This window comes from Nostoc sp. NZL (assembly GCF_015714705.1).
GTDB classification, from domain to species: domain Bacteria; phylum Cyanobacteriota; class Cyanobacteriia; order Cyanobacteriales; family Nostocaceae; genus Nostoc; species Nostoc foliaceum_A.
Genome location: NZ_WBKL01000036.1, coordinates 38695 through 51656 on the forward strand (window position 1 = coordinate 38695; position 12962 = coordinate 51656).

The window sequence follows — 12962 nt, forward strand, 5'->3', positions numbered from 1 at the left end:
GCCCAATGCCCAATACTCATGGCTCGTACTCCTACATTAAATTTTGATCGTGGCACACTAATTTTGCATCCACCACCACGCGGCAAAGGTTGGATGGATTATGCTACGTGGGATGATAGAGTTGAAAAATTCCGCATTCCAGCAATTAGATACCGATCGCTAGTGGAAGCACTACAAGCGGAAGATGTGAATTTTATCGATGAGGCGAAGGAATTTTATCCAGTAGATTTGGTTCCGACTCTGGAAATGGAACCCTATCCCCACCAGACTGAGGCGCTAGCAGCTTGGAAACTGGCGGGTAGACAAGGGGTTGTTGTGCTTCCCACGGCGGCGGGAAAGACTTATTTGGCGCAAATGGCGATGCAGTCAACGCCGCGCACAACGCTAATTGTGGTGCCAACTTTGGATTTAATGCATCAATGGTATGCACACTTGGTAGCGGCTTTCCCCGATGCTGAGGTGGGATTGCTGGGAGGTGGTTCGCGGGATAGAACGGCAATTTTAGTTGCAACTTATGATAGTGCAGCAATTCACGCTGAGACATTAGGGAATCAATATGCATTGATTGTTTTTGACGAATGTCATCATTTACCGACAGATTTTAATCGGGTGATTGCTGAATATGCGATCGCACCTTATCGCCTGGGACTTTCCGCTACACCGGAACGCACCGATGGTAAACACGCTGACTTAAATATCCTCATTGGTCAAGAAGTATATCGCAAACGCGCCGAGGATTTGGCGGGGAAGGCGTTAGCAGAACATGAAATTGTCCAAATTAAGGTAAAGTTATCGCAACTTGAGCGGGAAAGATACAATCAACTAATTCAAACTCGCAACGACTTTTTGAAACAATCCAAGATTTCTTTGGGAAGCCTTCAAGGTTGGCAAATGTTCGTGCAAATGAGTGCGCGATCGCAATCTGGACGTAGAGCGATGTTAGCGCATCGAGAAGCAAAAGATATCGCTTTAGGTACTGATGGTAAATTGCGAATTCTGATTAATTTATTGGCAGAACATTATCCGGCAAGAATTTTGATTTTTACTGCTGATAATGCGACGGTTTATCGCATTTCTCAAGACTTGCTAATTCCGGCAATTACTCATCAAACTCCTGTGAAAGAACGGCATGAGATATTAACAAAGTTTCGAGAGGGTCAATTTAATACTTTGGTTGCTTCTCATGTATTGAATGAAGGGGTTGATGTGCCGGCGGCTTCTGTGGCGATTATTTTATCAGGGACGGGTTCGGCTAGGGAGTATACTCAGCGCTTGGGGAGGGTTTTACGGAAGGGGAATATTGAGAATAAACAGGCGATTTTGTATGAGGTAGTGGCTGAGGATACGAGTGAGGAGGGGACTTCGGCTAGGCGAAGAGGTGAGAGGAAAGCAGGGGGAGCAGAAGAGAGGAAAAGGAAGTTACAGGTTGTGTATGGGAGTGGGAAGGAACGGAGTTTGAAGGCTGCGGAACAGTTAGAGATTAATTATTCAACCGGAAGTCCAAAATCTAAAATCCAAAATTCAGCAGATGTTACCGACAGACTTACTGATGCATCGCCAAAACGGCGAGGAGATCATCCCGAAGAGACTGAAGATTGATCAAAAAACTTCGGAGTTGGCGATTGAGTTAATTAATTATTTTCAATCAGCAGTGGGGAAGACTCAAGGTGTGCTTGAGCGACAATTGACTGATTTTGAAGGAGATTCTACAGATTATCGGGTGAAGCGGGGATTAGCTTATATTCTCAAAAGCAGTTTTTGCACTTTTGAGGTGGTTAGTCCTCTGGAACCACAAATGTTAAGAGAACGGGTGTTTTCTCTGGCTGCAAAGTCTGTTTCTAGTCGAGAATCTACACAAGTTACTTTGAGTAAAATTGCTGATGAGCTAACTCAAGAACTTGAGCGGGAAGTTTTATTAGAACAGGTTCGTAATGGACTCTATGCTGATTTATCTGAAAATAAAATTTTGACTGTTTTTGATGCACCAACAGCGCCAGATTTGATAAATAGATATAACTTATCTCAGGTGCAGGGTGTATTTTATAAAGCCAGTCAACTGGTGTTAAATGCCCATCGTAATGTTCCGGGTGAATATAAGCTGTTATTTCGCTATCTTAAGTTGTTTCAATTGATGGCTTATATTGAGGGCGATGCTGATCACGGGTTTACAATTACGATAGATGGGCCGACGAGTTTGTTTAATCCTAGTACGCGATATGGATTAGCGATCGCTAAACTTATTCCGGCTTTACTTCACGTTACTAAATGGAGTCTTTCATCTATTCTCCAAACCCGCGACGCTTATACAAATACTTGGAAAACTGGACGTTTTACTCTCAATTCTGAATGTGGTTTAGTATCCCATTATCCACCAGGTAAACCCTACGATAGTATGCTAGAAGCATCCTTTGCTGATAAGTGGGATGCGTTGAAAAGCGGCTGGGCGTTAGAGCGAGAAGTTGATTTGATACCAATTCCTGGTAGTGTGATGATTCCCGATTTTCGCTTAGTTCATGCTGATGGACGTACCTTTTTGTTAGAAATTGTTGGTTATTGGCGACCAGAATATTTACAAAAGAAGTTTTCTCAAGTGCGACGGGCTGGACGTGATGACTTAATTTTGGCTATTTCCGAGCGACTTAATTTAGAAAAGGCGGGAGTAAAATTAAATGATGTCCCCGCTAGAATTGTTTGGTTTAAAGATAAGTTATTGCCAAAAGCTGTGTTAGCTGTAATGGATTGATTAAGGAGGAATGAGATGAAAAGTATAGAAACAATTGCCACAGTTACTAAAGATGGTAAGATTACAGCGCAATTACCATTGGATATTCCAGAGGGTGAACATCAGGTGGTAATAGTAATTGATGAGAAGCCTTTGGCTGAGGAAGCAGAGAAGAAAGAAAAGCGTCCTCCTCTAAACTTCCCTGTACATAACTATGGCCCTTGGCCTGAAAATCTTTCTTTAAGACGTGAGGATATGTATGGTGATTGGGGGCGGTAATCCTGTTTTTCTAGACACAAATATCCTGGTGTACGCTAGTCAGATTCAGTCTCCATTTCACCAAGCTGCTATGGAGGCTATCCAAAGTTTTTATGATGCAGGGGTTGAGTTGTGGATTAGCCGACAAATATTGCGGGAATATTTGGCTACCCTTACCCGTCCGCAACAGTTCGTCAACCCACTACCCATTGCAATAGTAATTCAGGATCTCCGCTATTTCTATAACCGCTTTCGGGTGGCTGAAGATAGTTCTCAAGTTACAGAAAGGTTACTGACGCTTATGGAGGAAATTCCTAGCGGTGGTAAGCAAGTTCATGATGCAAATATTGTTGCCACAATGCTAGTTTATGGCATTCCTCAGTTACTCACTCACAACACAAGTGATTTTGCTAGATTTTCTAGGTTAATTACTGTCTTGCCATTACAAGGTTAGATTGCTTATTGTTACTACTCGTGAAAATTTACTTCACGTTACGAAATGCAGTCTTTCGGTAATTATGCAATCCTACTGATTAACCCCAAACGCTTCTGCGTTCCCAATATTGGGCGACTCTTTTTTCCCACTGCTCCCAGTAATCTTTAATAACTGCTGATTCAAACCAAAATACCTCTGCTGGCATTTCTGGAATCGCTACTACCAAGAGAGCATGCTTTAGCTGAATACCATAATCTTGATAATATTCGTTAGCTGCTCCTATGTACGCCGTAAGTTGCAGTGGATGTTCATATAAATGCTCAATTGAACCTTTGGGTTTGTCTGCTGTTTTCCACTCGCAAATACAGGGTATACCTTGATAGCTGGCAATACAATCAACTTTGCCAGAATAACCCAAATCATGATGGAAAACAGAGCCTTCTACAAGCCTAACTGTGTCGATTTGTTGTAAAACTGGCTGAATACTCTCCCAATAAGGGCGACTCGCTTCGGGACAAATAGGGTTTTGTCCAAGAAGGTAGCGCTCAATTTGTTTGTGTGTTTGGGTTCCCCGACGACTAGCAGATGTAGTAATGCGGGTAGCTTCTTCTGTGCCAACACGTGCTTTCCAGTTTAATAATCTGTCTCTGTCAGCTTGTGATTTGGTGGCATTAAGTATTGTAGTAACGCTGGGGAAGCGATTTCCCTTGGCATCTACATAATATTGTTTACCATTTTCTCTTTTGGCTGTGGCATTAATGCGTGGTAGCAGTTGGGTATCAAATTGCATTATTAATTCGTAGTTTGTAATTCGTAATTAAAAAAGTGGCGATTATAAATTGCATTTCGTCTTGCATACAGGTAGAATTTGCTTTTGCAGGTTTTAAAACTTTAATTTTTATTAGTCCGCGTAGGTAGACTACCCTGCGGTAAGCTGCAAAGCATCTATGTTTTTATGGGCAGAATTCTATTCGCCAAATCATTGAAAATGGTTTCATTTTGGAAAATAACGATAAATATCTTTCCGGTGTAGTACTCGCGGAAATAAGACTGTTTTTCCCTCAAAAATAAGTCCAATACGATAATCACCGACGCGGATGCGATAAGCATTTTCATAACCCTGAAGTTTTTTGAGGTTAGTAATTTCTTCAAAAGTTAATATTTTTGGTATTTCTTCAAAAGCAAGGGTTTTAATAGTCTCATAGTAAGGTGTACTTTTCAGAGCCTTGAGATCCTTGATAAAGATGGGTAGATATTGGGTAATCACTCGTGTTCTAGTTGTGCTAACGCTTCATCAATATTCAGAGGTGTTTCATGTTCTACTGCCTTCATTGCTAAGATAAGTCCTTCATCCTCAATAGCTTCTAGCAAATGTAGATAGTCATCAAAATCTATGATTACTTTGCGGATATTACCTTCCTTATCAGTAATCAGTTCTTGAGCAAAAGGGTATTTATCAGCTTGCATTAGGGTTGTGATTTTAGTAGTCATACTATGACTTTAGCGTTAATAGATATAGTATGGCTTTAGTAAATGTATTTGTGAGATTTTACTCAAGAGAAAAACGCGAGAAAACCCACCTTCCAAGATTAATGTTAATAAATTTATATTATTTATTCCTAGAGGAGATACATTAAATGTACAATACCTCACAGCGTAATCTCGTAATTAATGGGTAAAATATGGAGCCTGTAACCCTGACAGCAGCCTGGATCGCAACCTTAGTGATTACGAAAGCTTTTGAAAAAACTGGCGAAATCCTGGGAGAAAAAGCTTTAGAGCAAGGTGGTAACTTATTATCATTGCTCAAGCGTAAAGCACCTACCACAGCGACAGCTATCGAACTCGCTCAAGCACAACCTTTAGATTACGGTAAAGCTTCTCTGGTTGAGCAGGTAGAAGAAGCTGTAAAGAAAGACCCTGAAATTGCTCAAGCTGTTAAGGATGTGGCGGATACTGTTAAATCTCAACCCTCTATCATCCAGAATTTTACGAACACAGTTGATAAAAATTATGGCGGGAATGTTGGGAACGTTTCTAATGACAACCGCAATCAAACGTTTAATTTCTGACTACAGCCGCCTGTTGAGGAACAGGTAAAGTCAAATCCCTCTACTGAAACACCGCAAAATTTACCCCTGAGTGGGGTGGTAGAGTTTGTTGGGCGTGAAGCTGAATTGCAAAACCTGTATGAGATGTTGCAGGAAAATAATCAGGTGGTAATTGCTGCGATCGCTGGCATGGGTGGACTGGGCAAAACAGAACTGGCCTTACAATATGCAATAGCTCACCGTGAAATTTACAAGGGTGGAATTTGCTGGTTGCTGGCAAAGGCTGGAGATGTGGGCATTAAAGTTGTGCAGTTTGCCAGAACTCACCTTGACTTAAACCCACCAGAGGATTTAACAGAAGATCCTAAGCAAAAATTACTCGCGCAAGTGCAATATTGCTTTCAGCATTGGCGTGAGGGTGGCGATGTGCTGCTAGTGTTAGACGATGTTGGGGAATATCAGCAGGTTAAGCCTTATTTACCTTCGTCATCTTCTCGATTTAAAGTGTTGATTACCACGCGCCAACACTTAGGAGCATCTATAAAAGGAATTATCTCTAGATGTATTGCAACCAAAAGCAGCGCTGGAGTTATTAAAGTCATTTTTTAAAGAAACACCACAGCGAATTAAGCAAGAATTGGCTGTTGCAAATGAGTTGTGTGAGTGGTTGGGATATTTGCCTTTGGGTTTGGAATTAGTTGGGCGATATTTGGCGCGAAAACAAGACCTCTCTTTAATAGAGATGTTGCGGCGGTTAGAGAAAAAGCGACTAGAACAACCCGCACTTGTTAAAGCAGAAGCCGATATGACAGCACAACAGGGTGTGTTAGCAGCCTTTGAGTTGAGTTGGCAAGAATTAGAGGACGGCGATAAGCAGCTTGGTTGTTTGCTGAGTTTATTCGCCGCCGCACCCATACCCTGGAAGTTGGTGGAACAGTGTTTACCAGAGGAAGACGAGGAAGAGTTAGAGGAAATTAGAGATGATAAGTTGTTGAATCTGCATTTACTTCAGCGCAAAGATGAGGGAGTTTATCAACTACATCCACTGCTAAGAGAGTTTTTTCAATATAAGCTTACAGATTTAGAGCAAGCAGAGGAATTAAAGCGATCGCTTTGTCGGTTAATGGTAGCGATCGCCAAAAAGATTCCTCAATACCCCACTCTTGAGCAAATTACTGATATTACCCCAGCAATACCTCATTTGACTGAAGTAGCGAACAATCTCATTGAATATATCAGCGATGATGATTTAACTCTGCCTTTCATCGGTAACGCTTGGTTTTACAGTGGTCAAGGATTATATGAACAGGCTGTCACTTGGTGTGAGCAGTGTCTAGAAGTTACTAAAAAGCGCCTAGGCGAAGAGCATCTTCATGTTGCCACCAGCCTCCACAACTTGGGGGGACTCTACTTTTCTCAAGGTCGATGCAATGAAGTGGAATCTTTATATCTCCAAGCTTTAGCAATAAGGCGACATCTGCTGGGTGATGAACATCATACTGTTGCCCAAAGTCTTAACGACCTAGGACTATTTTACTCTTTTCAAGGTCGATGCAATGAAGTGGAATCTTTATATCTCCAAGCTTTAGCAATAAGGCGACGTCTGCTGGGAGAAGAAAATCTTGATGTTGCTCAAAGTCTCAATAACTTGGCGTTATTTTACTATTTTAAAGGTCGACATAACAAAGCCGAACCTTTATACCAGCAAGCTTTAGCACTAAGGCAAAGCCTGCTGGGAGAAGAAAATCTTGATGTTGCTCAAAGTCTCAATAACTTGGCGTTATGCTACAAATCCCAAAGAAAATACAGTGACGCTGAACCTCTGTATGAGAAAGCTTTGGGACTACAACAACGCCTGCTGGGTGATGAACATCATACTGTTGCTACTACCATCAATAACTTGGCCGGACTCTACGAATCCCAGAACAAATACAGCGAAGCCGAATCCTGGTATAAAAAAGCTTTAAAAATACATCAATGCCGACTGGGTGAGGAACATCCCAATGTTGCACTCATTCTTAACAATCTGGCGGCATTTTACAACTCCCAAGGTAAATACAGCAAAGCTGAAGACCTGTTAAAGCAAGCTTTGGATATTTATGAGCGATGCCTAGGAGTTAATCATCCCCGTACTGTTACTTGTCGTGAAGATTTAGTATATCTTCGCGATCGCCTCCCCCCAAATCAAGAATAAGCTAGTTTTATGCAAAGCATACTGTAATAAAAATGAAAAGTGCGATCGCCTAGACTGAAATTCATATTGAATTAAGTAAAAATGCCTGATTACTTATGCAAAAGCAGCTTTTACTTTCTCAAAAGCAGCTTTTAATCTCGCATTTTGGTGTTTTCCACAAGCGAAAGCTGCTTTTACTTCTTCAAAAGCAGCTTTTAATTTCGCATTTTAGTGTTTTCCACAAACAGAAGCAGCTTTTACTTTCTCATTTTAGTGTTTTACGCAAGCAAAAGCAGCTTTTACTTTCTTAAAACCCAGTTTGCTTACTCATTAAAGTAGTTTACGCATTCATTTTGGTATATCATTGAGCCGAAAGCTGGCGTAGGCGTGAATGATGGAGAGATGCAGCTCCCGCAACAAAAAATCAGCTACGATCAATCATATAATTATCCTCACGAACAAAGAAATGTTAATTACATACACTGCAAAATATACAAAAACTAATAGCGGATATATGGGACAACTCATTGAATGGCAAGAAGTCATTACAGAAGGAGAAACCCTAGAAGAATGCAGGGCTATGTTACAAGATGCAACTAAAGAAATGATTCTTGCTTATCGCCAACAAAATAAAGATATTCCCACAGGTGGTTCTTTGTTTGAACAAATTCCTATAGAGGTTTGAGTGTGTCAGTCAAACGAAAAGAGCTAATTAAATACTTAGAACAAAATGGCTTTTATTTATTAAGAGAAGGAGGAAATCACTCAATTTATACTAACGATATAAAAACTATTCCTGTAAAACGGCATCGTACCATTGATCGTATTACTGCTAATGAAATATGTAAACAAGCAGGTTTATCACCTAATTTTTAACTACCACTTAGAACCATCGAAGTAATGAAATTTTGGGCAGTTTGTAAGCGCTTACAGGGTATCCATAGGCTCAAGAGTCGGCTCCTTGTTGAGGTCAATATTATCAATTACTGGTAGAGAATGTCCCAGCTTTAACCCAAGCAAAATCCAGTCTTCCAGTGTTGAGTGTAATTCATCCTCACACTCGCGCAAAGTCGATGCAAAAGCTATCACTCCTTTGCAAACAGGAATTCTACCTACAAATGTACCATCTTCTAACTTGTCATAAATTGCCTGGGCGTAGACGCAGAGCGGCTTGTCTTCAGACATCGCTCGGTCAACATAGTCGCTCAGAATAAACTTTATGACCATGAAATCTCGCATTGTGATACCAGTTTAATTTTACGTTAAAACAACTGTTCAACACGATTATTTAAACTCTCACTTTTTGTCAGATATTCTCGAAAATATAAACTATATAATTCACACGCAGGAGTACTGCGATCGCATTCTAAATTAATTAGCCCCATACTCTGCAATTTACATGCCAATGCTGGCTCTAATTGCACATAATTTGTAGCATTAATTACCTCATAAAAAGCATCTTGTAATTCTCGCTCATCTCTTAGCACTAACACAAACTGCCTTAAATACTCGTGATAAATTCCTGCTTCTGTGGGTGCTTGTTGTAATAGCTGTTCTAAATCCCCTTCTAATCCACCTTTACCCACAAGATGATATAAAGCTAATCGCACCAAATAAGGATATCCTCCTACCATTGCCATCAAACTCTCGACGTTTTTACTATCTGTCCAATCCAAGCCGTGACGTACTGCTAAATCCTGTACCTGTTCTTTTGTAAAGGGAGATAACTTAATCGGCAAACCAATATTAAATGGTGATTGAGTCAGTTTTATAGGAACAAGAATTTCCATTGAAGAAACTAGAACTAGGCGCAGTTTTTGCCAAATTTCTACCCCTTTGGCTCGTTCATGCCACGATCGCACCAATAGTAACAATTCTCCAGCAATTTCCTGATACTCATACAGCCAATCCACTCCATCCATTACCAAAACAAGGGGAGTTTCCAGCGCAGACAGTAAATACTGTTGGAAATAGATAGAACAACTCACCTTACTACCCATATCTTCATCCCAATAATCATTGAGTTTTGGTTCTAGCTGCAATTCTCGACTGACGTTGATACAGAACCAGCGCAAAAAATTATCAAAACTGGCAAATACTGCTTTATCTACTTGCTGAAAATCCAACGTTACAGTACTAAAACCTTGATTGTTAGCGCGTGTAAGCAACCGCAAAATCAGAGAGTTTTTCCCCATCTTCTTGGGTGCTTTGATGCAGATGAGACTCCCAGGTTCAGCCATTTTTGCGTAGGCGAGTTCCTCAATTGGCGGACGAGGGATGTAAAATCTGGAATTAAGGGATACTGGGCCACTAGGAAATTCTAAGGATATAGCCGTGGCTGCTTTGTTGAATTCCTTAACTAACTGCTGATGTGCTTTACTAAGACGATGATTTTCTACAGTCTGGCGGAAGTTTAATTTATTTATAGGTTCTTTGCAAAAATCACTCAGCAATTGCCATAAATGACCAGCAATTTTTCTGACACGTTCCTCGTCGTAGTGAGCTTCACAGGCTATATTCGTGTAGGTTTTCCCTTCCCACGAAGAACGTAATATGATCTCTTGGAGTGTCGTTAAACTGGTTGCTTGACTGGCTTTTAGTAGCAATACTACTTCATCTATAGTCATTACTCATCGGCTCTAAAGCATGAAATTTTCTCACACCATTATTCTTTGGAACTCAATGTAGCCTGCCTTATATGGATAGCAGCCAGCCCTTTCCCAAAAAGCTACAAACAAGGCTTGACAATTTATTTGTATCCTAAAATCTTTGACATGACTTAATCATAGAATTTTTTTTACAAAATTTTTTGACTTTTTAGGTGATTATATGTGATTTGAACTACTTTTTTTAGACATATCTTAGAATATAGATGCACACAATGTAGCGATTTTTTTCTAAAAAATGGCCACGGCGATCGCAACAGAGGTTACATTCGTCCGTTTACCTTTTTCTCAATTCCATCCAAATTAATGATATGGGCTGATATATGTCTGACCCAAGTTACAGCCTAATCAACCAAGTAGACGATTTGTTAACAAAACCGTACTGTCCATAACTGGATCGTCAGGGTGCTAAGACAGCGTAGAGAGAGCTACAGGACATCTTCCTCATCGTACCAGCAGCTATGCATATCGAAGAACCCGCTACTCATAAATCGGAAGCTCTACTTTCAGTACAAGATTCTCAGAGTTTCCCAGAATCACAGTCACTGCAAAAAGGACAAAAAGACTTATCTCAAGAAGATTTAGATCCTTGCCAATGCTCACAAGCCGCCTTACAAATGGCATTATTAGCCAGTGGCTTGGGGTTGTGGGATTGGAATCTGGTAACTGATAAAACTTATTATGATTCCCGGTGGAAGAGTATCCTGGGATACGAAGAAGACGAAATTGATAATGATTATACATCCTTTGAGCGACTTGTACATCCAGAGGATTTACCGAGAATTCGCCAGATATTGCACGATTATCTCCAAGGATGCACACCTGTGTTTGAAGTCGAATTGCGAATGCTGACTAAATCCGGTGAGTGGAAGTGGATTCTGGCTTGTGGCAAAGTATTTCAGTGGGATGAATTCGGTAAACCAGTGCGGATGGCGGGGACGCACAAAGATATTAGTCAGGATAAAGCGATGGCTATTCAACAATACCAACTATTTGAACAACTCCAAACAGAAATTACCCAACGCCAATCTACCGAAGACCAAGTTAAGGAAAAATCACAGCAGCTAGAAATTACCCTCGAAGAACTTAAATATACCCAAAGACAGTTATTGCAGAACCAGAAAATGGCTAACCTCGGTCAGCTGGTGGCAGATATGGCTAACGAAATTAACAACCCCGTTAGCTTCATTTACGGCAATCTCCATCCTGCGAGTCAATATGCTGAAGACTTAATCAGAATCATTGAACTTTACCAACATTACTATCCCAAACCGGCCCCAGTCATTGCCTTACATCTGCAACGCCTCGACCTTGGTTTCGTGAAGACAGACTTTTTAAAATTGCTGTGGTCAATGCGAGCCGGATCTGAGCGCGTCAAAGAAATTGTTTTCGCCTTGCGGAATTTTTCAACCTCTGACGAAGGTCAAATGAAAAAAGTTGACCTGCATAAAGGGCTTGATAGTGTTCTGAGGATTTTGCAGCATCGTTTGAAAGAACAATCAGATAGAGCAGGTATTGAAGTAATTAAAGACTTTGGGGAATTGCCCTTAATCGAGTGTTACCCTGGTGATCTAAATCAGGTATTCATGAACATCTTGACTAATGCTATTGATGCTTTAGAAGAAAGGATGAAACATGATTATTCTTTTACTCCCAGAATTTTTATTCAGACAGAAATTATTAGGAGTCATTTGTCATTAGTCAATAGTAATGAACCTTGGATAAATGACAAACGGACAGGAAAAAAATACAAAGTTATAATTCGTATTTCTGACAATGGGAAAGGCATACTTCCCCATATCCAAAGACAGATATTTGAACCATTTTTTACCACCAAACCAGTAGGTAAAGGGAAAGGACTGGGACTATCAATTAGTCGGGAAATTATAGTTGAAAAACATCAAGGGAAACTAAAGTGTAATTCTCAATTAGGTCAAGGCACAGAGTTGGTCATTGAGATGAATACAACAGCAAGGCACTATACCGCTATGAGAAAACACGCCAGCTTTTAAGTAATTAGCCGTGGGTATAAAGTATGATTTTTTATAAGTCGATGCATTAACAAGGCGGCGTTATACTGAGCGCATCTGAAAGTTAGGATTAGGGTAGTACAAACGCACAGTAAGTAATGTTCACGTTTTACCTAATCAATGAGAGTAATGCACGCGCTATCCTAAGTTGGCGATATGAACCACCTTATGATCTATACAACTACTCAGAGCAAGAAGCTAATTCACTACAACATATTCTGCACTCCCAGAATAACTTCTATAGCATTGTGGATAAAAATAGCGAGTTGGTAGCTTACTGTTCTTTTGGACAAGATGGACAGGTCACTGGTGGTGATTACCGCAATCAGGCGCTAGATGTTGGCATGGGAATTCGCCCTGACTTGGCCGGACGAGGAAAGGGTACTGAGTATGCCAATGCCGTATTGGAATTTGCAGACAGTTTATTTAACCCAAAAGCTTTTCGGGTGACGATCGCAGCATTCAATAAGCGTGCGATACGGGTATGGCAGAAATTGGAATTCGAGTATCAGCAGTCCTTTGAGCGAGAGAATGATGGAATGCAATTTATCATTTTATTACGAGCAGACCGCTGTAAGACACTGCCCAATTTTGACAATTTAGCTTAGAACACCTCTAACCATACC

16 protein-coding genes are annotated in these 12962 nt (G+C 40.6%); 11 read left to right on the forward strand and 5 right to left on the reverse strand.

Going from position 1 to position 12962, the window contains the following annotated elements; genetic code table 11:
- Nucleotides 1-18 precede the first annotated feature (18 nt).
- The 4 genes from F8R90_RS04995 to F8R90_RS05010 are packed head-to-tail and all read left to right on the forward strand — an operon-like array spanning nucleotide 19 to nucleotide 3434.
- Nucleotides 19-1599 carry a DEAD/DEAH box helicase gene (locus F8R90_RS04995; protein ID WP_196509826.1) on the forward strand — a complete coding sequence of 527 codons (1581 nt, stop codon included), beginning with the start codon at nucleotides 19-21 and terminating at the stop codon, nucleotides 1597-1599.
- Nucleotides 1529-2743 carry a DUF790 family protein gene (locus F8R90_RS05000; protein WP_196509827.1) on the forward strand — a complete coding sequence of 405 codons (1215 nt, stop codon included), beginning with the start codon at nucleotides 1529-1531 and terminating at the stop codon, nucleotides 2741-2743. The genes F8R90_RS04995 and F8R90_RS05000 overlap by 71 nt, the downstream gene beginning before the upstream one ends.
- A gap of 15 nt (nucleotides 2744-2758) precedes the next feature.
- A complete protein-coding gene (locus tag F8R90_RS05005) occupies nucleotides 2759-3001 on the forward strand; it encodes a hypothetical protein (RefSeq protein WP_196509828.1) in 243 nt (80 codons plus the stop codon).
- Nucleotides 2982-3434, forward strand: a complete 453-nt coding sequence (locus tag F8R90_RS05010; RefSeq protein ID WP_196509829.1) for a type II toxin-antitoxin system VapC family toxin — start codon at nucleotides 2982-2984, stop codon at nucleotides 3432-3434. The genes F8R90_RS05005 and F8R90_RS05010 overlap by 20 nt, the downstream gene beginning before the upstream one ends.
- 79 nt (nucleotides 3435-3513) lie before the next feature.
- Here the strand turns inward: F8R90_RS05010 and F8R90_RS05015 are convergent, their stop codons facing one another.
- The 3 genes from F8R90_RS05015 to F8R90_RS05025 all read right to left on the reverse strand — a co-directional run bounded on the left by F8R90_RS05015 (nucleotide 3514) and on the right by F8R90_RS05025 (nucleotide 4907).
- Nucleotides 3514-4206 (reverse strand): PD-(D/E)XK nuclease family protein, encoded by a 693-nt coding sequence (locus F8R90_RS05015; RefSeq protein WP_196509830.1) that lies wholly within the window; start codon nucleotides 4204-4206, stop codon nucleotides 3514-3516.
- Between the two features lie 204 nt (nucleotides 4207-4410).
- Nucleotides 4411-4683, reverse strand: a complete 273-nt coding sequence (locus F8R90_RS05020; RefSeq protein WP_196509831.1) for a type II toxin-antitoxin system RelE family toxin — start codon at nucleotides 4681-4683, stop codon at nucleotides 4411-4413.
- The gene (locus tag F8R90_RS05025; protein ID WP_230966110.1) at nucleotides 4680-4907 is read right to left on the reverse strand and encodes a hypothetical protein; all 228 of its coding nucleotides are present in this window, start codon (nucleotides 4905-4907) and stop codon (nucleotides 4680-4682) included. The genes F8R90_RS05020 and F8R90_RS05025 overlap by 4 nt, the downstream gene beginning before the upstream one ends.
- A gap of 191 nt (nucleotides 4908-5098) precedes the next feature.
- On the opposite strand from F8R90_RS05025, the gene F8R90_RS05030 reads away from it, so the two are divergent.
- From F8R90_RS05030 to F8R90_RS05045, 5 genes are all read left to right on the forward strand, one after another.
- Entirely contained in the window at nucleotides 5099-5488 is a 390-nt protein-coding gene (locus tag F8R90_RS05030; RefSeq protein ID WP_196509832.1) for a hypothetical protein, read from the forward strand.
- 75 nt (nucleotides 5489-5563) lie between these two features.
- Entirely contained in the window at nucleotides 5564-6076 is a 513-nt protein-coding gene (locus F8R90_RS32650; protein ID WP_331000605.1) for an NB-ARC domain-containing protein, read from the forward strand.
- Nucleotides 6033-7661, forward strand: coding sequence for a tetratricopeptide repeat protein (locus F8R90_RS05035; RefSeq protein ID WP_230966111.1), 1629 nt, complete (start codon nucleotides 6033-6035; stop codon nucleotides 7659-7661). The genes F8R90_RS32650 and F8R90_RS05035 overlap by 44 nt, the downstream gene beginning before the upstream one ends.
- A 445-nt stretch (nucleotides 7662-8106) precedes the next feature.
- Entirely contained in the window at nucleotides 8107-8325 is a 219-nt protein-coding gene (locus F8R90_RS05040) for a type II toxin-antitoxin system HicB family antitoxin (protein ID WP_196509833.1), read from the forward strand.
- A 2-nt stretch (nucleotides 8326-8327) separates the two neighbouring features.
- A complete protein-coding gene (locus F8R90_RS05045; protein ID WP_196509834.1) occupies nucleotides 8328-8516 on the forward strand; it encodes a type II toxin-antitoxin system HicA family toxin in 189 nt (62 codons plus the stop codon).
- A gap of 51 nt (nucleotides 8517-8567) precedes the next feature.
- On the opposite strand, the gene F8R90_RS05050 is transcribed toward F8R90_RS05045, so the two are convergent.
- Together F8R90_RS05050 and F8R90_RS05055 are read right to left on the reverse strand one after the other, a co-directional pair.
- Entirely contained in the window at nucleotides 8568-8867 is a 300-nt protein-coding gene (locus F8R90_RS05050) for a type II toxin-antitoxin system HicB family antitoxin (RefSeq protein ID WP_230966114.1), read from the reverse strand.
- A 35-nt stretch (nucleotides 8868-8902) separates the two neighbouring features.
- On the reverse strand, nucleotides 8903-10267 hold the full coding sequence (locus tag F8R90_RS05055; RefSeq protein WP_196509835.1) for an AAA-like domain-containing protein: 1365 nt from the start codon (nucleotides 10265-10267) through the stop codon (nucleotides 8903-8905).
- A 500-nt stretch (nucleotides 10268-10767) separates the two neighbouring features.
- Between F8R90_RS05055 and F8R90_RS05060 the strand changes: the two genes are divergently transcribed.
- Together F8R90_RS05060 and F8R90_RS05065 are read left to right on the forward strand one after the other, a co-directional pair.
- Nucleotides 10768-12318: a sensor histidine kinase gene (locus tag F8R90_RS05060; RefSeq protein WP_196509836.1), complete on the forward strand. Its 1551-nt coding sequence runs from the start codon at nucleotides 10768-10770 to the stop codon at nucleotides 12316-12318.
- A 116-nt stretch (nucleotides 12319-12434) separates the two neighbouring features.
- Entirely contained in the window at nucleotides 12435-12944 is a 510-nt protein-coding gene (locus F8R90_RS05065) for a GNAT family N-acetyltransferase (protein ID WP_196509837.1), read from the forward strand.
- The last annotated feature ends 18 nt before the right edge of the window (nucleotides 12945-12962 follow it).